This is a genomic window from Paenibacillus herberti, assembly GCF_002233675.1.
GTDB classification, from domain to species: domain Bacteria; phylum Bacillota; class Bacilli; order Paenibacillales; family Paenibacillaceae; genus Paenibacillus_O; species Paenibacillus_O herberti.
This window is the reverse complement of the sequence record NZ_NMUQ01000002.1, coordinates 678,085-701,805: the sequence shown is the minus strand read 5'-3', so window position 1 is coordinate 701,805 and position 23,721 is coordinate 678,085. Positions and strand designations below refer to the sequence as shown.

Sequence of the window (23,721 nt, the reverse complement as noted above, 5' to 3'; positions counted from 1 at the left end):
TCGCGCCGAAATGGCTCCGGTAGCTCGCTTCAAGTAGTCAAAGTTACTTGATCACGCCGAAACAGCTCCCGTAGCTCGCTTCAAGTAGTCAAAGTTACTTGATCGCGCCGAAATGGCTCCGGTAGCTCGCTTCAAGTAGTCAAAGTTACTTGATCACGCCGAAACAGCTCCCGTAGCTCGCTTCAAGTAGTCAAAGTTACTTGAGCGCGCGGAAACAGCTCCGGTAGCCCGAAGCAAGCAGTCCAAGTTACTTGAGAGCGCCGAAAAAGCTCCGGTAGCTCGAAGCAAGTAGTCAAAGTTACTTGAGAGCGCCGAAAAAGCTCCGACAGCTCGAAGCAAGTAGTCAAACTTACTTGAACGCGTCGAAAAAGCTCCGACAGCTCGAAGCAAGTAGTCAAACTTACTTGAATGCGTCGAAAAAGCTCCGACAGCTCGAAGCAAGTAGTCAAACTTACTTGAACGCGTCGAAAAAGCTCCGACAGCTCGAAGCAAGTAGTCAAACTTACTTGAATGCGTCGAAAAAGCTCCGACAGCTCGAAGCAAGTAGTCAAACTTACTTGAACGCGTCGAAAAAGCTCCGACAGCTCGAAGCAAGTAGTCAAACTTACTTGAGAGCGCCGAAAAAGCTCCGGTAGCTCGAAGCAAGTAGTCAAAGTTACTTGAGAGCGCCGAAAAAGCTCCGACAGCTCGAAGCAAGTAGTCAAACTTACTTGAGAGCGCGGAAATGGCTCCCGCAGCCCGTCCCCAAGTAACCAAACTTACTTGAATAGAAGTGAAATAGCGGCTCTCCCGACCGTACAACAATAGTTCTCTGTTCACACAGTTCTCGATAATATTGTGACTGAGATCACATGTCAGGTTGCTCGGAGAGCGATACACTGAGGGCATCCCATCTGAACCTGGAAAGCGAGGAAATGACATGTTGAGCCCAAATACAATTGCAATCATCAAATCCACCGTACCGGTGCTTGAGGTTCATGGAACGGCGATTACCCGCCGATTCTATCAGCGCCTGTTCGAAGCTTACCCGGAGCTGCTGAACTTATTCAATCAAGCCAACCAGAAACAGGAGCGCCAGCAAGCCGCGCTAGCCAATGCCGTATACGCAGCTGCTCTCCATATCGATAAACTGGAGACTATTTTGCCGACTGTTCGCCACATTGCACACAAACATCGCAGCCTTGGGGTAACAGCAGATCAATATGCAGTCGTCGGGGAAAACCTGCTAGCCGCTATGTCGGATGTGCTGGGGGAGGCAGCCACGGAGGAGATTCTGCAAGCATGGGCCGAAGCATACGGCATAATTGCCGGGGTATTTATTGAGGTCGAGGCGGAATTGTACCGGCAAGCGGAGGAAGTCGAGGGAGGTTGGGCAGGCCATCGGGAATTTAAGGTCGAGCGCAAAATCAGCGAATCAGAACAAGTAACCTCCTTTTACTTGACCCCATCTGACGGAGGGCAGCTCCCTGTCTTTTTACCCGGCCAATATATCAGCATCAAGCTGAGCATTCCTGGTGAAAAGCATACCCATATCAGGCAATATAGCCTGTCCGATGCCCCAGGTAAGCCCTATTACCGAATTACCGTTAAGCGTGAAGATGGCATTTCAGGCAATCCGGCTGGTAAGGTCTCCAATTATCTTCATCGTGATGTAAAAGAAGGGGATACCCTGCTGCTGTCCGCGCCTGCTGGTTCCTTCACGCTAAAGGCCGAAGACAGTCGTCCAATTGTGCTTATCAGCAATGGGATCGGATTGACACCGATGCTGAGCATGCTGGAGGCGTTGGCTGGCGAAGGCCGCGATCGCGAGGTCTTTTTCATCCATGCCACCCGGTGCCATGATGATCATGTTCAATACGATAGGGTACAGGAGTTGCTTGAAGGGGGATCTAAGCTGACTGTTTGCTGGAGTTATTCAGAGCTGAACGGCGGGATGAAACAATCCCATGCTCTGCAAAAACAGATTAAACCAGGTCGAATTGATTCCGATTGGCTTCGCGAATTTATCCCTTCTGCTGGAGCTTCTTATTATTTCTGCGGCTCCGTTCCATTCATGCGTGAGGTATATCAAGCGCTCAAAGCTTTTGGTGTATCCGATGAGGATATAAATTATGAGTTTTTTGGTCCGGCGGGCGATCTAACCGAAAGCGAGGCAAAACCGAGCGTTGGGACCGTAACCTGATCTTTACTCTGAGCCACCCAGAGACGCACGATAATCAGCACCCTGAGCGAAACTCACAACTAGACAGCGGCATTCTAAACTTCTGCGGCGCTCAAAGCTTCTGCACCGCGCGCAGCTCCCAGCGCGCGGTGGGGTGACACGTATTGGCAGTCAACCAGCTTTACACTGGATCCACTCGCAAGCCGCCACCCATCATTCTTCCGCTAAACGTTTCAATAAGCGGTTAACCGTTTCGCGGCGAAGTCCGATGAGCTGCCCGATTTCTTCTTGAGTCAGCAGTTCTCCCATACTATGAACGTCCAAATGCTTCGCGAGCCAAGCTTGAAGCTTCCTTAGCCTCTCTTGAGGGTCAAGCTCCGTGAGCTGGTCCATTCGCTGCTGCATCATGCGCAGCTTGTCCTGCAGCAACAGAGCGATCGTCTGGTAGCGCGCGGTGTCGTTTTTCAGGTCTCGATACCATTCATTAGCGGGGAGCAACGTCAGCTCGCTGGGGACAAGGGCGATCGCCGTTCCGAAATAGGGATGGGGACTTAACAGCGAATGATGCGGGATGACTTCGCCCGGCACGATCAGGTTCACTAGAATCTGACTTCCATTCGGAGAGGAACGCATGATTTTTAACATCCCGCTATGGAGCTGAAAAAGAGGCCCCTGATCTCCCTGGCGGAAAAGTACTTCACCACGATTTAGATGCATGTTTGATCCTCCTTCAAGGCAAGTCTCTATGCCAGCTGCGCATCCCGCCCAGGATTCGCAGCTGGCTTTTTGGCTATTATGCCGTCGGAGCGGTGTTGTCGCTGCTTAGATGGACTCACTGCCATTCTCCGTCGGATTCACCGCCATCACCCGCCAGACTCATCGTCGTCACTGCCGTTCTCCGCCAGACTCATCGTCGTCACTGCCGTTCTCCGTCGGTTTCACCGTCGTCACCCGCCGGATTCACTGCCGTTCTCCGTCGGTTTCACCGTCGTCACCCGCCGGATTCACCGCCGTCAAATACGCCATAAATACCGCAATGCCTTGGAATTGCAGATGCAGCTGACTATCCAGCTCCTGCAAGGCAATTTGGAATGACCTTTCCACTTTGGTGAAATGCCGACTCTCCAGATCATCCAATAGCTGTTTGATATTTCCGATGAAATAAACCGTCTTACGTAAGCTGCTGATAACGAAGATTTTCCTAAGCTCCACAGGAGTAAACAATCTGTATCCGTTCTCCTGGTTTCTCTCCGAAACGATCAGCCCTTCCTGCTCCCAATAACGAATGGCCGACGTATTGACACCAGCTAAATCGGCGACCTCTCCGATCGACATCCGGTCCTTGAGCTTCACATTTCCAAAAGTAGAAAAGTCGGCATTACGAACCAGCGGCATGATCTCCTCCACACGTCGTTTTTCCAATTGCATCTTATATTGACCTTGATTAAGCAACCACAGCGCTTCATTGGTATTTCCGTCCTTAACCTGTTTCATCGCCTCGTGTACAACTGGAATATCATATCCCTGTATCAAAATACGAATAGCAGCGGAAGCAAGTAGATGAACGGTCGTATACCACCGGCGGTTGCTAGCCGTTCGCGGCACATCCGGAATCAGGCCCAGCTCTTCATATCGGCGCAAGGTTGTTGTGCTCAAGTTCAGCTTGTTCGCGAGCTGTTTTGGCGTATAAGGAACTTCCGTCATGAACTTCTCCCTCCAATAGGATTAAAGTACAACCTTAAAGTGCCTTAACAATATTAAACGAAAAAAAGACCCCTTTATCAAGGCTCTCTTGCCTATAAACCGAAACATTGCATGAATGTTATAAGATAGTCATATATCACACGAATGGGAGTGGAATCGATTAATAAATGGAGATAACTTCGGCGGAGTGACGGTGGATATCATCGGGCAACCGTGCTGCCAGTGATCAAACGCTGGCTGACTGAGAAGCTTATATCCTAAAAAAAACTGTGAAAATGGCAATTTGTAAGAAAGCTAGCCCATTGGGTCATGCTATGCTTGGGATGGGTTTTACCGAACTACCGTGAGGGGGATTTAACGCAAATGAATGCCAGTAAGCCTGAACAGCTGGCTTGGAAACGCAATATTACGTTGTTTTTGAGCAGCCAAACGATCTCTTTGTTCGGCTCGGCCTTGGTGCAGTATGCCATCATGTGGCATATCACGCTGTCCACGCAGTCGGGTATTATGATGACCATCTCCATCCTGTGCGGCTTCGTGCCGACTTTCCTGTTGTCGCCTTTTGCCGGAGTATGGGCGGATCGCTACAATCGCAAGCTGTTAATTATTACTTCCGACAGTTCTATTGCGATCACGACGCTCATTATGGCGTTGCTGTTTATGGCTGGTTATGAGGCGTTCTGGATGTTATTCCTCATGTCAGCAATTCGGGCGCTCGGTACCGCTGTCCAGACGCCGACGGTCGGCGCGTTCATCCCGCAACTTGTGCCGGATGATCAGCTGACGCGAATCAACGGTATTAATGGATCACTTCAGGCGCTCATTATGTTCGCTGCACCTGTCGCAAGTGCTGGATTAATGTCGTATGCTCAGCTGCATACGATCTTTTTCATCGATGTCGTGACGGCTGCAATTGCCGTGCTGACGCTAACGTTCCTTAAGGTGAAGGCTCATGCAAGCTCGAAGGAAGCGCGGGAAGTTGGATACATGGAGAACATGAAGGAAGGAATCCGGTATATCCGTAACCACTCGTTCCTGAAACCTCTTTTCATATTCATGGCTTTATTCATGCTTCTCATTTCGCCGGCTGCATTCCTAAGTCCGCTGCAAGTGGCACGCAGCTTTGGCCCGGATGTTTGGCGGCTGACTGCTATCGAGTTGACGTTTTCCGTTGGCATGATGGCCGGTGGTATATTGATTGCGTCCTGGCAGGGGTTTCGTAACAAAGCCCATACGATGGCGCTTGGCTTTGTGGCCAGTGGTATCGCAACAGCCGCTATGGGCGTACTTACTAACTTCTGGATTTATGCCGCGATGATGGGGGTTGTTGGAGTGACGATGCCGCTGTTCAATACCCCAGCAACTGTGCTGCTCCAGCAAAAAGTAGAAGAGGGCTTCCACGGGCGAGTTTTTGGCATAATGGGCATGATCTCGAGCTCCGTGATGCCGCTCGGCATGCTCGCCTTCGGTCCACTGGCAGACCAGATTGCTATCGAGTGGCTGATGCTCGGGAGCGGAATCCTGATTGCTGTAGTTGGCGTATTATTCGCCCGCAACCGGGAGCTACTTGCGGCAGGGGCGCCACAGGAGATGGAACCTGGACGTGTACCAGAACCCGGACAATCCTAATTGGCAAGTGAATAAGGGAGGCTGAGCCTATGACGGCTCGGCTTTTCTTTATATTTTGACGATAAAAGAAAATTATTTTCGCTCTCATTGATAATAATAATCATTATTGGTTAATATAAAAACAGAAAGGCAGCCGCTGGCACGGCCGCCTCTGGAAGATTAAACTTTTGGTTCAAAGGTTTTGCAGTCGGTTTCATCAGAGTGGCTAGCCTTTTGGCTGCGGCTTACCACATAGATGGAAGAAGCGTTACATTTGTTGCCTGCAGCCCAATGCTTGCAGGAGTTTACCTCGCAGAGAACGTCTTTTGCCATGGGTCTCACCTCCTTGGCATTAGGATGGTCGAAAGCGATATCTTTTTATACCTCCGTAAGCCTGCTTCGAATCTCTGGATGAGTTCGAGCGGGCTTTTATCCATGGAATCGGTCCAAGCAACAGCGAGCAATAACGGCTAGGCAGGAGCGGATTGGGCCCCATCTGCATAAGGTAGGCATAGACTTTAACCTAGAGTGGAGGCCGGGCCGAGGATGGAAACACAGACGCAACTGCTGCAATCTCCTACGCTTAACTTAAGCGCAGATTCCAATACGACGGTAAACTATAAACGAGATGCGGATAATTACATCACACAATTATTCGCTGAACAGCTGCCAGCTGTGCAGACTGGTTTTTTCAATGCGCATATGAGCAAAGATAAAATCGTCCAGCCGCATTGGCATACGAATGTCTCGGAGCTCGTCATCGTCATATGCGGCGAGGTTGTTACGACGGTATTCAATCCGTTCACCCAGCAACTGATGACGTATCGACTAGGTCCCGGACAAGTTTCGATGTTTCCAAAAGGCTGGTTCCACTGGATCGTCTCACTATGCGATGTTACCCATTTCCTGACGGTATTTGACGGCCCGACCCCTGATATCGTGTACGGCTCCGATTTTTTACGTTTCACGCCTAAAGAAATAATGAATCTCGCCTACTGCGTGAACGAGGAAGCCTACGCCAAGGCGGTGGCTCCGATTCAAGAGTCGATTATTCTCGGTCCTCCTCCCGGCTGCGTAAAAGCGTCCACGCCGATAATTCAGGAGGCTCCTGTTTATGCTGCCGCAGGTTATGGAGGTATGAGTGCCCAGCCCGTTAAGCAGCCGGTGGCAGGATGGAACAGCTTCCAGCAGGGCTATATGTATCAGCAAAAGGCTGTTGAGCCGGAGATGTGGACCCCAGTTTACGCCCAACCGGTCCAGCCGACAGGGCCAGTTAATCCGTATCCCTCGGCTCCCTATGGAGGCTATGGCTCCCCGCAAGCGGGCTGGGGACAAGGAGTCGGGCAGGCAATGCCTTATGCTCCTGCGTATCCGTATGGGGGCTGAAGGCGGTTGAATGCATGCTTGAAGCGGTTTGGCTTGATACGTGCACCCGTATGGCTGCTGAAGAGGGTCGAATGTATGTGTGAAGCGTCCCAGGCTTGATACGTGCACCCGTACGGCGGCTGAAGGCGGTCAAATGCATGCTGAAAGCGTCCCAGGCTTGTTCGTGCATCCGAACGGCGGCTGAAGGCCGAATGGATGCGTTAAGCGTCCCAGGCTCCATGCATTCACAATGAGGCTGTAGGCGCCGGGGCTTCGCAGAAAAGCTGCTCGAAAAGCTCCACAAAAGGGTCATCAGAGTGCTCTCTGATGCCCTTTTTTTTGCATTTCAGAAGCTCATTCCCCACGGAAATGCCACTAGCTTTTTTCGGACAAGGATTGTCGGGTTGTCGATAAACAGTGGATATGTCGGACGGCATCGGTGCAGGCTAACAAGGCGGATAACAAGGGTAGGGAGGTTTCTGGAAGTGAAGGCAGGAGACATACGGTTGGGACTGCTAACAGCAGTGATTGCGGCTCTGTCGGCAACAGCCGGGGGCCAGGTGGCAAACACGGCAGCGGCGGCTCCAAGCGCCCCAATTACAAAAATGCTTCTAGTCGGGCAGCCGCAGTCAGCCTTGCAAACACCGGGACCAGGAACTGAGGTAAGCCGGGCCATGGAGCGGGAAATCGCTCCTTCGGCAGAAGCACGTTGTCCACGGCAGGCAACAGGGTTGGTAGATGAGGAGGCGCCGCGGCTCGTTTGTCTGGCGCTTGCTTTTGAGAGTACGCTGCCGCCGGAGCAGCAAGAGCGGCTGCGGTTGCCTTTTAACGCCAAACATGCGGTGAGCTGGAGCAATCGGCCGGTGGGTGAATTCCCCCGAAATGGAATCGCGCTTGGAGAACTGGGCACGGAAAGCTTGGAGGCGTTTAAAGCGATGGCTCGCGAAGCGCTCCGTGCGAACGGCTACGATTCGATGCGAGGCATCATCCTCGCCGACGATGTCGTATCGGCAGCGGCAGGAGGCAATCCGCTTTGGGGCTCACCCCTGTATTATGTCGCCTTCCTGGGAGATCCCAGCGGTGAAGATCCTTGGATGCTGCAGATCAGCGGTCGGCATCTGGCGTACAATCTCGCCTTTAATACGCAAGAGACGGGGGTAACACCGATGTTTCTTGGCGTTGAACCACGCCGTTTTGAAGCTGGAGGACGGGAGTGGGCCGTAATGGAGCCTCGTCTCGAAGCGATGTATACGATGCTGCGGTCTCTGCCGCCGGAGCAGTTGGCTGCGGCCAAGCTGGCGGAGGACTATCGCGACGTTGTGCTCGGCCCGGGCAAAGACGGCCATTTTCCAGAGGCGGAGGGGATTCCATACTCCCATCTCGGCGAACAGCAGAAGCAACGTGTCCGCTCTGCCGTAGCGGCGTGGGTCCGAACGGCGGAGCCAGCGGTAGCTGAGCAGATGCTGTCGGATTATTTTGATCCAGAGGCGCTAGAGCGTACCTATATTAGCTGGTCGGGCTCGACCGATGAGCGCGTGCCGGGTTCCTATGTACGTATCGATGGGCCGCGCCTGTGGCTGGAGACGGTTACACTCCAAGAGGAGGCTATGCCTGGACGGGGTCATATTCATTCCGTGTGGCGCGACCGCAAGGCGGATTATGGCGGCAGCTTTTTCTAAAATGGAACAAAAAACAGGACCTCCCGACACAATGCCGGTTAGGTCCTGTTTTATGAGGAATCGCTTAGCGCTCTCCGTCCCACTCTAGATGGAACTGCTCCAGGTAGCTTTCCATAAACGCATGACGTTCTTCGGCGATCCGCTTCGCGGACGGGGTGTTGATCCGATCCTTGAGCTTCAGCAGCTTCTCATAAAAATGGTTGATCGCCGTGCTCTTCTCTTGGCGGTAAGCCTCTGGCGTAATACTGTCCCGCGGCTGTAACCCAGGCTCGTGAATCGGATGGCCAACATATCCGGCGTACAAGAAAGCGCGGGCGATTGCCACGGCGCCAATCGCATCCAGGCGGTCGGCGTCCTGCACAACTTTTCCCTCTAAAGTGCGCATTGGGGGATTGGCTCCGGCGTTGTAGGACATCGTACCGATAATCTCCATCACATGGGCGTGGTCCTCTGCGGAAAGCGGTTGGGCATCCAGCCAGGAGGAAACCTTGTTCATGCCGGCTTCTTTGGAGTCGTTCAGCTTTTCATCTGCGACATCATGGAGCAGCGCAGCCAGTACGCAAAGGGCAGCATCGGCCCCCTCCTGACGTGCCAGGCGGTCGGACATATCTGCCACCCGTTTAATATGCCACCAATCGTGACCGCTTTTGTCCTGTTCAAGCACGGATTTGGCAAACGCTTCTGCGGCTTGAAGAACAGGTAGAGCATTGTTATCGATATTTGTGTTTGTCATCGAAAAGACCAGCCTTTCTCACAGGTGGATGGGCCTGCTTATGTGAATGATTCTATTGTAGCAGGACTTCATTCTTTTCGTCCCCTACTCTCCGGAGGAAGGGGGAAGAGCGGGGGGCCGCTGCCTACCACTCCAGTCCCTGTTTCAAAACTGCTCCCAAGCGGTACACATGGAGAAGAACCTACTTCCCTTTAGAAAGAGGCCACCCATGAGCCGACTGAATCCGAAACCAACTCAAGATGCGGCTCCACAGGCCCCGAATGATGCTTCTAACAGCGATAACTCCATAGCTTCTCCCATCGGCCAAGTTGGCCGCAAAACAAACTCATCATCGCGCCAGAGGCGCCAATTCCACTTTTTTCGCAACCGCTGGACAGCAGCTATTTTTCTATTGTTGCTTGTGTATGGGGGCGTCATCATCTATCAGGCGAACAAGCCGCTTCCCGATGGCATATCTTTCGAGGGCTCCCGGCATATGGTGCCGGATTCCGGACTGGAGCTGCTGACCGATCTTACTTACGAGGATGACGACGGTGGGAAAGTGACTGAGCAGGAGATATTCGGACGCATGCTCCAAGCGATTGGGAAAGCGGAGCAATTCATCGTGCTCGATATGTTTCTTTATAACGGCTATTACAACGAGGATCAGAGCTTCCCGGCACTGAGCCGGAAGATCACGGATGCCCTAATCGCGCAGAAGAAAAAGCATCCCAACCTCAGCGTCACCGTCATCACGGATGACGTGAACACCTCCTACGGCTCTCATCCCAATGCGGATCAGGAGCTGTTGAAGCAGGCTGGGATCGAGGTTGCGGTTACCGATGTGGACCCGCTGCGCGACTCCAATCCGCTCTATACGGCTGGCTGGCGGATGACGGCCAGCTGGTTCGGCCAGGAGGGCAGCGGCTGGCTTCCCAACAAGATGGCGACCGGAGCCCCGGATATGACGCTGCGTTCTTATCTCAAGCTGCTGAACGCCAAAGCGAATCACCGAAAGGTACTCGTTACGGAAACGACACTTGTCGTGGCCGGTGCCAACGCACATGACGCCAGCTTCTACAATTCCAATAGTGGTTACGCTGTGACCGGCTCACCAGCTTTGCTGGCCGAGGCGCTGCGAACGGAGCAGGCGGGGCTTGATATGTCGGGTTCAGGGATCAAGCTGCCAAAGCTTGTGAAGGACGGGTCCTCGGTGGAGTCTGATTCAGGGACTACTGAATCAGGAACTACTGAGTCGGGGAACACAGAATCAGGGACTACTGAATCAGGTAGTTCAGCAGCATCCGGTGCTGGCGTGAATGCAGCAGCTAATGTCGCCGTGCAGCTACTGACTGAAGGGCGTATCCAGGAGCATACACTGCGTGACTTGCGAGCTGCGGGCAAGGGCGATCGAGTTTGGATGGGGATGTTTTATTTGGCCGACCGGAAAATCATTCAAGAGCTGCTGGCTGCATCGGACAGGGGCGCGCAGGTGAAGTTGATTCTCGACCCTAATGAGGTCGCCTTTGGGAATTCCAAGATTGGTGTGCCTAACCGCCCGGTGGCAGCGGAGCTGCTGGAGAAATCGGAGGATCGGATCGGCATTCGCTGGTACAACACCGACAAGGAACAGTACCATACGAAGTTGATGCTTATCGCCGGGGCGGACGGATCAGTCGTCCACAATGGCTCCGCCAACTTTACAACGCGCAATCTGGAGGATCTTAATCTGGAGACAAATCTACGAGTAGAGGCTCCGGCGGGCAGCAAGACCGCGCTGGAAACGGAGGCGTATTTCGAGAGGCTGTGGAACAACGATGGCGCCCGCTTTACCCTCGATTACAGTGAATATGAGGAGAAGACGGAGTGGCTGAAGCGAATTCTCTATCGCATGCAGGATCAGCTCGGGTTTACGACTTTTTAAGTTGAGACTGAGCCAATTAGAGGGAGGAACCTAAAACCTTTGATTTAACCGTATACAAAATTGTATGATATTGTTAAATCGTATTAATAGGAGATGAATGAAGTGATTACAAAAAAAATCGTAGCTCTATCCGCCACATCTATCGCAGTAGCCGCTATCACCATTCTCTCCTCCGTTGTGTTTGCTGCTTCTCCAAACAAAGTTCTTTCTAATCAGCCTTCCCCTGCTGTAATTGCCGCAAATCCTATTAAAAATCCAAATATGAAAATTGTAGATAGCCTGGATGAGGGGCGCTTAACAACCTTATTGCTGGGAGTCTCTGTTGATTACAACGGCCAAGGTAACACGGGTTTTACTTATAAATCAGTTCCAGAGGAAGAAGCGGATAAAGTAAGGGTCTATGTTAAAAACAAGGGCAATAAATCGATCAACTATAAGCTTGTTTCCCCATCGAAGTTAAACTGGGTTTCAACAACGATTGAACCAGGACAATCTTTTATCACAGAACATAACTTCACTTCTGCTCAAGCTGGGAAATGGCAAGTTAAAATCGATAATGACGATGGATCTGCAGGTTCCTTTGATGTCACCGTTCGCGACTGACTATAAGGTCTATCGTAAAACCATTATAAAGTTTTTTCGTTCAGACGGAGTCACATCTCTTGTTACAAGAGATGAGGGGCTCCTTTTTTCATTATTCTACTGTTAGACCAATCGGGAAGTTGATCGCATGATTAAATTACGAGCTAAGATCCAGCTGATATTATCGAGACCTATTAGAGTATATTGTGATAATATCATGGTCATAAGTGTGTCAATTTAGGCCGAAAAATAGCGGATAGGGATGATCTTATGGCGTTGCTGTTAGCTGGGGGAAAAAGTTTTGATGTAGATGCGTTGCTGTTCGATAAGGACGGGACGCTGCTGGAATTCAGCTACACCTGGGGTGTCTGGACTCGGCATATGCAGGAGAAGTTTACGAGCATTCTTGAGGCAAAAGGGATCGCGCCGCTCGATCGGGACGAGCTTGGCAAAGAGTGGGGCATCACCTTCGCGTCGGACGGCTCGGCGATAGCCTATGATCGCGGTGGACCGCTAGCAGCGGGTACACTGGCAGAGCTGCTTTCGCTGCTCACAGCTTGCGGTTACCGGCGTGGACTCAGCTGGAGCGAATCACGGGTCGCAGCGCAGGAATGCTTGAAGTATACCGAAGAGCAGATGCATACGGAGCGGCCTGCTTTGGCGCTACCCGGTGTGCCGGAACTGCTTGCCGCTTGTCAGCAAATTGGACTGCCGGTTGCAGTGGTGACGGCGGATGAGACGACCTATGCAGTCCAGCATCTAAGCTGGCTTGGCCTCGACGGTTATTTTGCTGAAATTATTGGCACGGACCAGGTAGAATACGGTAAGCCTTTCCCTGATATGGTGGAGCTGGCTTGCAGCCGGCTTGGCATCGATCCGACGCGTGTTGCCGTCATCGGCGATACGAACGGGGACATGCGTATGGCGCGCGCCGCCGGTGTAAGAGCAGCCGTAGGGCTCGCCGAAGGCGCTGCAATCAGTGAACTGCCGGACGCCGAAGTAATCGTTCCTTCCTGCGCACAGATAGAGTTGCGGGTTTAGGCCAAGCTGAGTGGACTGTTTGCACCGTGAGCCAGAGTCTGCGCGCGCTAGACTGACTGCAGCTTCTACTCTCTGATTCAATCATCTGCCACCTTCCTGTCATAGTTCTGGAATTATCGCTAACTCATATGTGATATTCTGGAAGTATCTGTAGGGCGGGGGCGCTTTCATATGAAATCTTGGAGACTGACCTTTTTGCTCGTCAGCGGGCTAGGCATTTCGCAATTGGGCAATTGGATTTATTTTGTGGCGATTAATCTTGCCATACTGGATTTGACAGGCTCGGCAGCGGCTATCGCCGGGTTGTTCATGATCCGTCCCATGGCGCTGCTGCTGACAAACTTCTGGTCGGGCAGCATTGTTGATCGCGTCGACGTACGCAAGCTGATGATGCTGACAGACATCGTGCGGGGCGCACTTATGGTAGCCATACCTTTTGCCAGCTCCTTGTGGACTATCTACGGGTTGGTGTTTCTGATTAGCTTGGCGGGGTCTTTTTTCGGACCGAGCCAGTCGGTATACATTACGAAGCTGATTCCGGAGAGCGAGCGGGCGCGGTTCAACTCGATTCTCGGCATGAGCGGCTCCGGGGCTTTCCTGCTCGGTCCCGCTATTTCTGGCTTGATGATTCCTCACTGGGGCACGGATTTCAGCATCTTTTTCAATGCGGTCACTTTTTTCGTCTGCGCGGCGTTAATTGGATTGTTGCCTTCGGTCGGCAAGGGGAATGTGTCGGTCGTGAAAGGAGCTTGCGTCGAAGAGCAGGCTTCCGTTGACCATAGAGCATCTGTTCAAGAGCAGGCTTCCGTCAACCATAGGGCATCTGTTCAAGAGCAGGCTTCCGTCAACCATAGGGCATCTGTTCAAGAACCGACTCCTATTAAAGAGCCTGTTCCTACCAGCAGCGGAATACTCCCCTCTGAGCGGCGCAAAAACACATGGAAGCTGCTTGCTGCCGATTGGCGAGAAGTCGGGCTTTTTGCTCGAACCGCAAAACCTTTTCTGCTCATCTACGCCCTGTTCCAAAGCTCTTTGCTTATTGGAATGGCCATTGATTCGCAGGAGGCAACGTTCATCAAGCTGCATCTTGGGCTGTCGGAGGCCGATTACGGCATCCTACTTAGCACAACCGGCATCGGCTCGCTGGCCGGGACGTTCACAGCGGCGCTGCTAGCAAAGCGAGTCTCTTTCCGCTGGTATATGGGGATCGGAACGCTATTTACCAGCCTGTTCTACTTCCTCTTTTATGTTGCTGGCGGCTTCTGGCTGGCGGCGATTGCTTTTATCGGACTGGGCTTCTCTTTTGCTTATGCGGGCACAGGGTATGCAACGTATTTCCAAAAGGAAGTGCCAACTGGAGTTATGGGCCGCGTCGCCAGTGCCTCAGAAGCGCTGCAGGGCGCTCTTCAAATTGTGCTCACGCTGCTCGTTGGTTTGCTTGCGGATAAGCTTGGGTTGCAGGCGGTTTGTCTGACCTTTGCCGGTCTATCCGTGCTGTTCGGCCTGTTGCTGGCGCTGCGGATGGCAGGGAATATACGATCTCAACGCGATGATGCCTTTTCTACCTAATGCAGCCTAATGCAACTGCGAAGCCTTATTCTGCGTAAAGAGCTTTTTGTGTGGAGCTCACATCAAAACAATCAGTAACACCAAGTGATGCCTGGTAATGCGAGTCTATCGAATCGGGCAGCGGCTCCTTGGCAAGATGCCGAAAGGCATAAGCATACTACGGACAGGCCGCTGGCGTTCCAAACAAAGGGAGAGAGTGAGAGATGAACGAACCACTGAAAGTGTCATTAAACGATTCTCATATCGGTTCTCAAAATGGGACGGTGCTGCTCAAGGACGGGCTGAAGCAACGCTTGAATCTGCGGCAGCTTGGAGGCTTGCCGACCGCGGACGGTCGCCGGGTGAGGGCAGACCGCTTGTTCCGCTCAGGTGAGATGACTGCGGTAAGCGATGAGGAGCTCCAGCTGTTGGAGGCTTTCGGATTGGCTTTCATCTGCGATTTCCGCACGGAGGACAAAGGACTTGAAGTGCCAACGCCTCGCGTAGGGGGCACGCCTTACCTGCAACTGCCTATAAACGGGGCTAATTTTGGAGCCAAGGATATTCCCAAGTTGGCAGCGCTGATTTTGGGCGGCAGCCACGTCGAGAATCCTTTGCCGGACATTTATCGGCGATTCGTGACGGACGAGCAAACCCGCGGTACTTATACGCGCTTGATGAGAACGCTGCTGGAGGCTGAAGGCCGCCCTGTGCTCTGGCATTGCACGGCTGGCAAAGACCGGACCGGTTTTGCCGCAGCAGTCATTCTTTTGGCACTCGGCGCGACAGAGGAAACGATTGTGGCCGACTATTTGCTGACTGCGGAATACCGTTTGGAAGTTACCGCGAAAATTATGGGACAAGTGCAGGCCGCATTGCCCGATCAGCGGGTAATCGACTTCGTGCGCGCTGTGCTTGGTGTGCAGCCGGAGTACATTCGTGGGGCGCTGGATGAAATGCGCCGTCTGTACGGCTCCACGGATGCTTATCTGGAGCAAGGGCTCGGTGTAAGCCGCGAGGAGCAGGAGCAGCTGCGGTGCTGGTATCTCGAATAGATTAGCCGGGCATCGGCAGTAATCAAATCGAGAGCAACAAAAAGAGGGGCTATCCCAACCGTCATGAACATGACGGCTGGGACAGCCCCTTATTTAATCATAGCTACGGAAAGCCCTTCGCTTAGAGCGACATACGGTAGATCGCCAGCACATCTTCTCTGCCGAGCTTGCGGAAGTTACCGATCGGTTCAGCAGGAACTGCTTTTGCGGCCATTTCTTCCAGACGGCTATCGTCGATGTTGTAATCGGACAGCTTCGAAGGAGCGCCGATCGAATTCCAGAACTCACGAAGACGACGGATGCCTTCTTCGGCTGTTTCCCGGTCGTTTTTGCCCTCTGGATTCACGCCAAACACTTCAACCGCAAATTGCTTAAAGCGTCCAACATTATCATCCAGCACATAGGTCATCCAGTTCGGGAACAGGATCGCTAAGCCGCCACCATGCGGAATGTCGTATACGGCTGACACGGCATGCTCCATATCATGGTTGGCCCAATCGCCGTGCACTCCCATCGAAAGGACGCCGTTCAACGCCATCGTACCTGCGTACAGGATCGTTCCGCGATGCTCCAGATTCTCCAGATCCTCGACCAGCTTCGGAGCTGTCTCAACAACGGCGCGCATTACGGATTCACTGAACCCGTCCTGTACCGGCGTCAAAGCATCATGATGGAAGTATTGCTCAAACACATGCGCCATCATATCAACCATACCGTAGACGGTGTGATCTTTAGGCGCCGTGGCCGTGTACTTCGGATCAAGGATGGAGAAACGAGGGAAAGTAAGCGGGCTGCCCCATCCCCACTTTTCCTCTGTTTCCTCGTTGGTGATGACCGAACCGCTGTTCATCTCGCTGCCCGTAGCAGCAAGAGTCAGAATCGTGCCGAGCGGAAGAGCTTCCTTCACGACAGCCTTACGGCTGACGATATCCCAGAAGTTACCCTCATAGCGGGCTGACGCAACAATCGCCTTACTGCAGTCCAGCGTACTTCCGCCGCCTACAGCGAGCACCCAGTCAATATCGTTCGTGCGGCACAGCTCTGCTCCGCGATGAACGGTGGATAGACGCGGGTTAGGCTCTACTCCGCTCAGTTCCGTAACGGTACAGCCAGCCTCTCCGAGCGTTGCCAGCACCTCATCATACAGGCCGCTGCGTTTAATGCTGCCCCCGCCATATACTAGCAGGACCTTTTTGCCGAGCTTATCGGCTTCTGCCTTCAATTGTTGCAGTTGTCCAGCACCGAAATATAGTTTAGTTGGATTATGAAATACAAAGGGGATCAATGGTATTGCTCCTTTCGATTTTAAACGCTCAAAATTTCCTCGATACGATCGATAATTTCCTGCGGCAGCTTTACGCCGGAGGCTCCAGCATTCTCGATAATTTGTTCTGGACGGCTTGCGCCGACAAGGGCGCTAGCTACGTTCGGCTGGCGCAAAATCCAGGCAAGCGCCAGTTGGCCGACAGTTAGATCCAGCTCGGAAGCGATGGAGCTAAGCTGCTGCACTTGGGCAAGCTTTTGCTCGGTGATGCCTTTTTTCATCCCATCTAGCTTAGCTGCGCGGCTGTCTGCCGGAATGTTGTCCACGGAAGTGTATTTACCGGTCAGCAAGCCTTGCGCCAGCGGGGAGAAAACGACTTGTCCAACGCCACTGCGCTCGCTGTAAGGAATGATTTCCGGCTCTATGTAGCGGTTGAACATATTGTATTGCGGTTGGTTAACGACGATGCGGTCCAGCAAATAACGATCGGCAACTGCATGCGCTTCCGCGATCTGCGAAGCAGTCCACTCGCTAACACCGACGTACAGCACTTTACCGGAGCGGACGAAGTCGTCCAGCGTGCGCAATGTTTCGTAGAGCGGCGTTTCCGGATCATGGCGATGGCAGTACATGATATCGACGTAATCCACGTCAAGCCGCTTCAGGCTAGCATGGAATTGGTCGGTCAAATGCTTGCGTGACAGACCGCGGTCGTTAGGCAGATCGCCCATTGGCCAGAACGCTTTGGTTGCCAGTACATAAGAGTGGCGCGGGAAAGCTTTGATCGTCTCGCCAACTAGCGTTTCCGCTGCACCTTGTTCGTACACATTCGCTGTATCAAAAAAGTTAATTCCCAAATCATAGGCCTTATGAATCGCCTGTACGGCGTTTTCGCGTTCTACATAACCGCCGTAGGTCAGCCAGCTGCCCAGGCTGATGTCGCTCACTTTTAAACCGCTGCTTCCAAGTCTGCGATAGTTCATACTCATTGGGACTATCCCTCCAGATGGATTCGGATTATAAGAACAGCCCTTATTTTACGCATGTTTCTATCCCAATGGAAGTAGTGAAATATTAATCACTTTATTATACGAAGTTTATCTACTATACTTTAGGTTACTAGCTTCTCATAAAGGAGAGTACGATTTGGCAACGAACAATTACATCCCCAAAAGGCCCGATATTATCGACTGTAATATTGAAAAAACGCTGGATGTTATCGGTGGCAAATGGGCGTTTCTCGTTCTGCGCGAGCTGTTCGGCGGCACGCATAGGTTCGGAGAATTGCAGCGGCGCATCCCCGCCGTCAGTCCCAGGGCATTGACCAGCACACTGCGCCATATGGAAGAGAAAGGCGTGTTGGAGCGCAAAGTATTTCCGACCGTGCCGGTCACAGTGGAGTACACGCTGACGCCCAAGGGCGAGGATTTACATCAGATTATTATGGAAATGAAGTTATGGGCGGCCAAGTGGACCTGAGGAAGGCGGACGCAGGCCGCTCCGCTTGCGGAGCAAAAAGGCGCTGCCGTATTCGCCATGAGGATGGATGCGGGCATGCTCGATTTGCACAGTGGAGTGTGAGATGCCGAAGTTCTTTTGCAACGTGTCATTGATGGCAAGAATAATGCAGTGAGGCTGAATGCGCTCGTCGGCGAACACATGGGCAGTCAGTGAATAATGGTCGGTCGACACGGCCCACAGATGCATCTCATGCACATCTTCAACCCCTTCCACCTCGCGGATGGATTGGCGAATCTGCTCCAGATCAAAGCTGCTTGGCACAGATTCCATAAGGACGAGATAGGCTTCCCGCGTGATGCGGGCGCCTCCGGTGAAGATGATGCCGGCGATGACGAGACTGATGAGCGGATCGAACCAGAGCAGGCCGGTGAGCAAAATGAGCAGCGCAGAGAGAATGACGCCAACGGAGCTGAGCAGGTCGCCGATAAAATGCCAGAGCGCGCTGCGGATGTTCAGGTTATCCTCTTCTTTCATGCTGCGGCTGAGTACTACCGTTAGGATGATGTTAACGATGAGCCCGATGGAGGCAATGGTGAGCATTAGGCCGAAGTTGATTGGCTCCGGGTGCAGGAAGCGTCGGATGCCCTCGATGAAAATGCCGATGGAGATGACGGCCAGCGCCAGCCCGTTCAGGAATGAAGCGATGATCTCAAAGCGCAAATAACCGAATGTATAGCGGGAATCTGGCTCGCGAGAGGCCATGTAAATGGCGGTCATGCTGAGCCCAAGTGCGATGACGTCGGAGACCATATGAGCGGAGTCGGATAACAGTGCGAGCGAGTTGGACAGCAGCCCGCCGACAATTTCGACGATAGTGAAAAATAGCGTGAGCAGTAGCGTGATCCAGAGCGTTTTTTTGGATCGGGATTGCTTTTTGACATGCTGAAGATGATGATAGTCGTACATGCTGGCCCCGACCTTTCTTGGCAGCAGCCGCTAGGCAGCGGTAAAGCTGCTTGATTGTAGTTATTATCATATTAATCCAATTATCAGATGGTTACAATTATTATAAATGACAATGATTGTAAGTCGCAGGGAGCAAGGCCCATCCTCTCCCTGGCAAGTGAATAAGCAGAAATGAGGAGTTGGCATCATGAAAAAACCATCCCTGTACGGATTCACCCAGGAGCAGCTCGAAGCTTGGCTCGGGGAGCGGGGACATCGTAAATTCCATGCTATGCAAGTATGGGAAAGTCTGTATCGCAAGCGGGTAAGCAGCTTCCCCGCCATGGTGGAGGCTGGCGTGAAGCCAGAGGTAGCGCGGATACTTGAAGAGGCTCATGCGATCGGCACACTGGAGGAGCATACGCGCCAGGAATCGGTTGATGGCACGGTCAAATTCCTGTTCCGGTTGCTGGACGGCAATCTCATCGAGACGGTGCTGATGAAGCATAAATTCGGCCTTAGCGTCTGCGTGACGACTCAGGTCGGCTGTAATATCGGCTGCAGCTTCTGTGCGAGCGGCCTGCTGGCCAAAAGCCGCGACCTGACGGCGGGCGAAATCGCCGAGCAGATTATGCGCGTGCAGCTGTTCCTTGACGAGGCTGGTGCGGGACAGCGCGTGAGCCATATTGTGGTTATGGGAATTGGCGAGCCTTTTGACAACTACACACATCTGATGAACTTCCTGAGCATCGTGCAGCATCCCAAGGGGCTGGCTATCGGACCGCGCCATATTACGGTGTCAACGAGCGGCTTGACGGCCAAAATCCGCGATTTCGCGGATAGCGACGCGCAGGTTAATCTGGCGGTATCGCTGCATGCACCGAATAATGAGCTGCGCACGCGCATTATGAAGATCAACAAGGCGTTACCGATCGAAAAACTGCTGGAAAGCATTGATTACTACCTGGAGCGTACCCGTCGCCGGATTACGCTGGAATATATTTTGCTGGCGGATGTGAACGACAGACGAGAAGAGGCGCAAGAGCTGGCGGATCTCATCCGCTCCCGGCCACAGCTGCTGAAGCTCGCCAACGTCAATCTCATCCCATACAATCCAGTGGATGAGCACAGTCAGTACCAGCGCAGCACGCTTGAGGCGATTAACGGCTTCTATGACACGCTCAAGAAAAATGGCGTAAGCGCCAGCGTTCGCCTGGAGCATGGCGCGGATATTGACGCGGCCTGCGGCCAGCTGCGCAGCAAGCAGCTGCGCGGCGACGAAGACAAGGAGCCGGTAGCGGCGGGAGTGTGATTTGGCGGCAAGGCTGTCCCGAATAATCACCTGGGGCGGTTGAAGCACCCAGTGCGGCTGAAGCAGGGGCATATTCGGTACGGCGTAGCGGAGGTAGCACTCCTTTATATCCAACCTTTCCCTTTACCGAGACTCTTCCATCCGTTCATAATGAACTCATTAAAGCGTGCCCGAGGGTCGCCGGGGAGGAAGAGCATTGAACTATTGGATCAGGGAGTTGCAGCTGCCGGGAGATTATGAGGGTATCGCTGCGGTGTGGAATGAGGTGCTGGCCGAACCGAAGACAGCAGAGTCGCTGGCGGACGAGGACAGCAAGATGTATGAGAAGGGTCAACTGCACCATGGCAGCGACGGGCGGCTGCAAGGATATGATAGGCTGCGCCGGGTAGCGGTAGCTGGAGACGGGCGCATCGTGGCTTATTCCACGATCTGGCGGGCGCCATGGACGCCTCCCGGCATGATGTTTCATGAGATGGTCGTGGCGGCGAAGGAGCAAGGCAACGGAATCGGTACGGAGCTGGCGCGGATTTCAACCGAGTGGGCGAAACAGCACGGAGCCGACACGCTTGGTGGTCGGATATGGGATGATGATGAGCGCTCGATGGCCTTTCTCCAAAAGCGTGGTTTCGAGGTGGAGCGGCGCTCTTGGCAGTCTGTGCTGGATCTGTCTACAGGGGAGGATCCGAGCTCGGCAGAGGACGTGGCTGTTGTTGAGCGACTGGAAGATGAGGGAATCAGCTTCCTCTCTTTGGCTGATTTGCCGCCGGGCGAGGATACGTTGAAACAACTGCATGAGCTGGAGACGGGTACTTACCGGGATATTCCTGGCTACCAAGGTGATATTTTGCCTTTTGAAGATTGGCTTAAGTGGAGCCTTAAGGTGGATGGGTACGCGCCGGAACGAGTTATTATTGCGGCGTATGGCGATAATCCGGTTGGTGTCTGCAACGTCATTCGTAATGAGGAAACGGGCGGTATGTACCATGAGTATACCTGTGTTCACCGGAATTATCGCGGCCGCGGCATCGCTCTGGCGATGAAGCTGCTGTCGGTCCGGCTGGCGCTGCGCGAGGGAGCTGGTTACTTGCGGACGGATAATGATTCGCTCAACGCCCCCATGCTGGCCGTGAACCGCCGCCTCGGTTATAAGGCGCTGCGAGGCAGCTTTCGGATGATTGCGAAGCTTGGTGCGGCAAATGAGGCGGCTTCCGTAGTGGCCTCGGCTGGGGTCGAAGGCGACGCTTAGTCGAGCGGCTACGTCGATCTTAATGATGCAAGCCGCGTCAAATTCCATAAAACAAAAACACGCCTGTCGGGGCGTGTTTTTTGTTTTAATCACCTTATCTAATAGCCTCTATTCAGTGATCATTCCTTTTAGATCAATTTTTTTATTGGAGTCTGATAGTCTAATTTCAAGGATATGCTCAGTATCGCTAAGCTCATCGATAATTAATACTTTATGAGTTATTGGAAATTTATTATAAGAACTAAGTTCTTTAATGAACTTACCATCAATATAAATCCGGAATTTACCACCTGAAGCATTTTTGTTAATTGATAGTCCAAGATAGGACCCATTAAATCTAATTTTAGAACTTTTTGCGCCCTCTTTGAGCTCCTCGAACGCAGAAGTCAACTTTGCTTCTTGATAAATAGAAGAGTTGGAATATAAAATATTTTTATTAATATCTACGTTAACAACAGGATTTAAGGATAGTTTTTTCATTATTTGATTATAAATATAATTTGAATATAAGGTATAACCATCGTTATTAGGATGGGTACCATCAAAGCTTAGATTTTTGTAGTCTTTATTTGATTCTTTGAAAGCAATTCGAGTATCAATAACTGTAGTTCCGTAATAGTCAGAAAGCTCTTTAATAATCCGCGGCATCTTTTCTGTTTGTATACTACTTTCAATAATAGTATAAATTTCTGCATGTTTATATTTGCTCTTCACTTTTCTAATTAGACTCTCATAGACAGCACCAAATTGGTTTTCTGACATTATACCTTGGTCATTTTGTCCAAAGGAGATAAACACTAAATCCATATCACGATTAAAGTCTTTGTTTTGAAAATCAAACCAACCATTAAACACTGTCGACCCTGGGGTTGTTATTTTATATGGAAAAGACATTACTCCGTTAGTTGTTTCTAATTTTTTGGAAAGTTGATTAAACCACTTAAACTCTGTTTCTGCTCCATCCCCTTGTCCAATACTATCGCCAATAATTAAATATCTATATAGAGCGCAAGTGAAAAACGAACAAAGTCAGGCTTACCACCAAAGTGGGTAATGAATAGTAACAAGAACCCGGTGGTGATGAAAATGAGTACTGCAGAAATGGAGAAACTCAATGTGTCCATGAGAGAAACTTCAGATAAACGGCTTTACGAGAGATACCTGGCGGTCCGTCTTCGCTTTGAAGGTCACTCGTTTGAGGAAATCGGCCATTTACTCAATCGCACGCGCCAAACGATCAGCCTCTATTGGCAAGCGTATCAAGAACGTGCTCTTGCCGGGCTGGAAATGGATCATTCTCCCGGACAACCGACAAAGCTCACGGATGAGCAACGCAGCCAGCTAGGCGCCATGCTGGAGCAGAAAACCCCAGTCGATGTTGGCTTTGAAGCGCGTCACACCTGGACACTTCCGCTGGTAGCCGAGTGGATCAAGATGACGTTTGGTGTCACCATGAGCGTACGCGGTATCAGCGCGATGCTGGGACGCATGAACTTCAGCTTTACCAAAGCGACCTATTCGCTGGTTAGAGCCGATGCGGATGCCCAAGCCCTTTTCCGCAAGCAAACGTTCGCTCAGCTCAAGAAACAGGTGGAAGCCGAAGAAATCGATCATCTGCTGTTTGAAGACGAATCCATGATTCGCTCCTATCAAGCGCTGCAATACAACTGGTTCCCACGTGGCAGGCAACGCAAAGTGCCGACTTACGGCAAGCATGAAGGAGCCAAGTTGTTTGGGGCGATTAACTACGAAACCGGACAGGTGCATCATCGAGAAGAAGAGAAAGCGGATGTAGCGGCTTTTGTTCGCTTTCTTGAAGATCTACTTTCTGTGTACCCGTCGGGAAAAATGGCCTTGATCCTGGACAACAGCCGCATTCATCATGCTAAAGCGTTACAGCCGTTTCTCAAAAAACATCCTCGTTTGCAGTTGGTCTTTCTGCCGCCTTACAGCCCGAACCTGAATCCGGTGGAAGGCTTGTGGCTATGGCTCAAAGCTGACGTAGTCAATAACGTATTCTTTGAAAAATTCTATAAGATCAAGCTTCATGTGAGTCAATTTATGAATCGAATTAATAAGAATCCGATGGAAACCATCGATCGTCTGCTTGTTTG

21 protein-coding genes and 1 pseudogene are annotated in these 23,721 nt (G+C 52.0%); 13 read left to right on the top strand and 9 right to left on the bottom strand.

Features of this window, described 5'->3' with window-relative positions; translation table 11 throughout:
* Positions 1-153 precede the first annotated feature (153 nt).
* A complete protein-coding gene (locus CGZ75_RS15595) occupies positions 154-879 on the bottom strand; it encodes a hypothetical protein (protein ID WP_176444867.1) in 726 nt (241 codons plus the stop codon).
* A gap of 40 nt (positions 880-919) precedes the next feature.
* Between CGZ75_RS15595 and hmpA the strand changes: the two genes are divergently transcribed.
* Complete coding sequence (gene hmpA, locus CGZ75_RS15590; protein WP_089525193.1) at positions 920-2,182, top strand: NO-inducible flavohemoprotein; 1,263 nt, start codon at positions 920-922, stop codon at positions 2,180-2,182.
* Between the two features lie 192 nt (positions 2,183-2,374).
* Here the strand turns inward: hmpA and CGZ75_RS15585 are convergent, their stop codons facing one another.
* Positions 2,375-2,878 carry a Crp/Fnr family transcriptional regulator gene (locus tag CGZ75_RS15585; RefSeq protein WP_089525192.1) on the bottom strand — a complete coding sequence of 168 codons (504 nt, stop codon included), beginning with the start codon at positions 2,876-2,878 and terminating at the stop codon, positions 2,375-2,377.
* A gap of 243 nt (positions 2,879-3,121) precedes the next feature.
* Positions 3,122-3,865, bottom strand: coding sequence for a MerR family DNA-binding transcriptional regulator (locus CGZ75_RS15580; protein ID WP_089525191.1), 744 nt, complete (start codon positions 3,863-3,865; stop codon positions 3,122-3,124).
* A gap of 363 nt (positions 3,866-4,228) precedes the next feature.
* Here CGZ75_RS15580 and CGZ75_RS15575 point away from each other — a divergent pair, with 363 nt between their 5' ends.
* The gene (locus CGZ75_RS15575; protein ID WP_089525190.1) at positions 4,229-5,494 is read left to right on the top strand and encodes an MFS transporter; all 1,266 of its coding nucleotides are present in this window, start codon (positions 4,229-4,231) and stop codon (positions 5,492-5,494) included.
* Positions 5,495-5,653: 159 nt separating this feature from the next.
* On the opposite strand, the gene CGZ75_RS15570 is transcribed toward CGZ75_RS15575, so the two are convergent.
* On the bottom strand, positions 5,654-5,806 hold the full coding sequence (locus CGZ75_RS15570; RefSeq protein WP_089525189.1) for a DUF1540 domain-containing protein: 153 nt from the start codon (positions 5,804-5,806) through the stop codon (positions 5,654-5,656).
* Between the two features lie 213 nt (positions 5,807-6,019).
* Between CGZ75_RS15570 and CGZ75_RS26370 the strand changes: the two genes are divergently transcribed.
* Complete coding sequence (locus CGZ75_RS26370; protein WP_089525188.1) at positions 6,020-6,859, top strand: cupin domain-containing protein; 840 nt, start codon at positions 6,020-6,022, stop codon at positions 6,857-6,859.
* 464 nt (positions 6,860-7,323) lie between these two features.
* Positions 7,324-8,517 carry a DUF3500 domain-containing protein gene (locus CGZ75_RS15560; RefSeq protein ID WP_141136782.1) on the top strand — a complete coding sequence of 398 codons (1,194 nt, stop codon included), beginning with the start codon at positions 7,324-7,326 and terminating at the stop codon, positions 8,515-8,517.
* A gap of 64 nt (positions 8,518-8,581) precedes the next feature.
* Here CGZ75_RS15560 and CGZ75_RS15555 read toward each other — a convergent pair whose 3' ends face one another.
* Complete coding sequence (locus CGZ75_RS15555; protein ID WP_089525186.1) at positions 8,582-9,250, bottom strand: HD domain-containing protein; 669 nt, start codon at positions 9,248-9,250, stop codon at positions 8,582-8,584.
* A gap of 208 nt (positions 9,251-9,458) precedes the next feature.
* On the opposite strand from CGZ75_RS15555, the gene CGZ75_RS15550 reads away from it, so the two are divergent.
* From CGZ75_RS15550 to CGZ75_RS15530, 5 genes are all read left to right on the top strand, one after another.
* Complete coding sequence (locus tag CGZ75_RS15550) at positions 9,459-11,153, top strand: phospholipase D-like domain-containing protein (protein WP_089525185.1); 1,695 nt, start codon at positions 9,459-9,461, stop codon at positions 11,151-11,153.
* A 102-nt stretch (positions 11,154-11,255) separates the two neighbouring features.
* A complete protein-coding gene (locus CGZ75_RS15545) occupies positions 11,256-11,756 on the top strand; it encodes a hypothetical protein (protein WP_089525184.1) in 501 nt (166 codons plus the stop codon).
* 249 nt (positions 11,757-12,005) lie between these two features.
* A complete protein-coding gene (locus tag CGZ75_RS15540; RefSeq protein WP_089525183.1) occupies positions 12,006-12,776 on the top strand; it encodes an HAD family hydrolase in 771 nt (256 codons plus the stop codon).
* 171 nt (positions 12,777-12,947) lie between these two features.
* Complete coding sequence (locus CGZ75_RS15535) at positions 12,948-14,345, top strand: MFS transporter (protein ID WP_089525182.1); 1,398 nt, start codon at positions 12,948-12,950, stop codon at positions 14,343-14,345.
* Between the two features lie 203 nt (positions 14,346-14,548).
* A complete protein-coding gene (locus CGZ75_RS15530) occupies positions 14,549-15,379 on the top strand; it encodes a tyrosine-protein phosphatase (protein WP_089525181.1) in 831 nt (276 codons plus the stop codon).
* A 121-nt stretch (positions 15,380-15,500) separates the two neighbouring features.
* On the opposite strand, the gene CGZ75_RS15525 is transcribed toward CGZ75_RS15530, so the two are convergent.
* Positions 15,501-16,664 carry an iron-containing alcohol dehydrogenase gene (locus CGZ75_RS15525; protein WP_089525180.1) on the bottom strand — a complete coding sequence of 388 codons (1,164 nt, stop codon included), beginning with the start codon at positions 16,662-16,664 and terminating at the stop codon, positions 15,501-15,503.
* Positions 16,665-16,684: 20 nt separating this feature from the next.
* Entirely contained in the window at positions 16,685-17,626 is a 942-nt protein-coding gene (locus tag CGZ75_RS15520) for an aldo/keto reductase family protein (protein WP_089525916.1), read from the bottom strand.
* A 163-nt stretch (positions 17,627-17,789) separates the two neighbouring features.
* Between CGZ75_RS15520 and CGZ75_RS15515 the strand changes: the two genes are divergently transcribed.
* Positions 17,790-18,122, top strand: coding sequence for a winged helix-turn-helix transcriptional regulator (locus CGZ75_RS15515; protein WP_089525179.1), 333 nt, complete (start codon positions 17,790-17,792; stop codon positions 18,120-18,122).
* On the opposite strand, the gene CGZ75_RS15510 is transcribed toward CGZ75_RS15515, so the two are convergent.
* Positions 18,099-19,070 carry a cation diffusion facilitator family transporter gene (locus tag CGZ75_RS15510; protein WP_089525178.1) on the bottom strand — a complete coding sequence of 324 codons (972 nt, stop codon included), beginning with the start codon at positions 19,068-19,070 and terminating at the stop codon, positions 18,099-18,101. The genes CGZ75_RS15515 and CGZ75_RS15510 overlap by 24 nt on opposite strands.
* Positions 19,071-19,257: 187 nt before the next feature.
* On the opposite strand from CGZ75_RS15510, the gene rlmN reads away from it, so the two are divergent.
* Positions 19,258-20,361, top strand: a complete 1,104-nt coding sequence (gene rlmN / locus CGZ75_RS15505) for a dual-specificity RNA methyltransferase RlmN (RefSeq protein ID WP_089525177.1) — start codon at positions 19,258-19,260, stop codon at positions 20,359-20,361.
* 196 nt (positions 20,362-20,557) lie between these two features.
* Positions 20,558-21,607, top strand: coding sequence for a GNAT family N-acetyltransferase (locus CGZ75_RS15500; RefSeq protein ID WP_089525176.1), 1,050 nt, complete (start codon positions 20,558-20,560; stop codon positions 21,605-21,607).
* 108 nt (positions 21,608-21,715) lie between these two features.
* On the opposite strand, the gene CGZ75_RS15495 is transcribed toward CGZ75_RS15500, so the two are convergent.
* Positions 21,716-22,594 (bottom strand): SGNH/GDSL hydrolase family protein, encoded by an 879-nt coding sequence (locus CGZ75_RS15495; RefSeq protein WP_342745696.1) that lies wholly within the window; start codon positions 22,592-22,594, stop codon positions 21,716-21,718.
* A 90-nt stretch (positions 22,595-22,684) separates the two neighbouring features.
* Here CGZ75_RS15495 and CGZ75_RS15490 point away from each other — a divergent pair.
* Positions 22,685-23,721 (top strand): annotated as a pseudogene (locus tag CGZ75_RS15490) (IS630 family transposase); the annotation flags it as partial.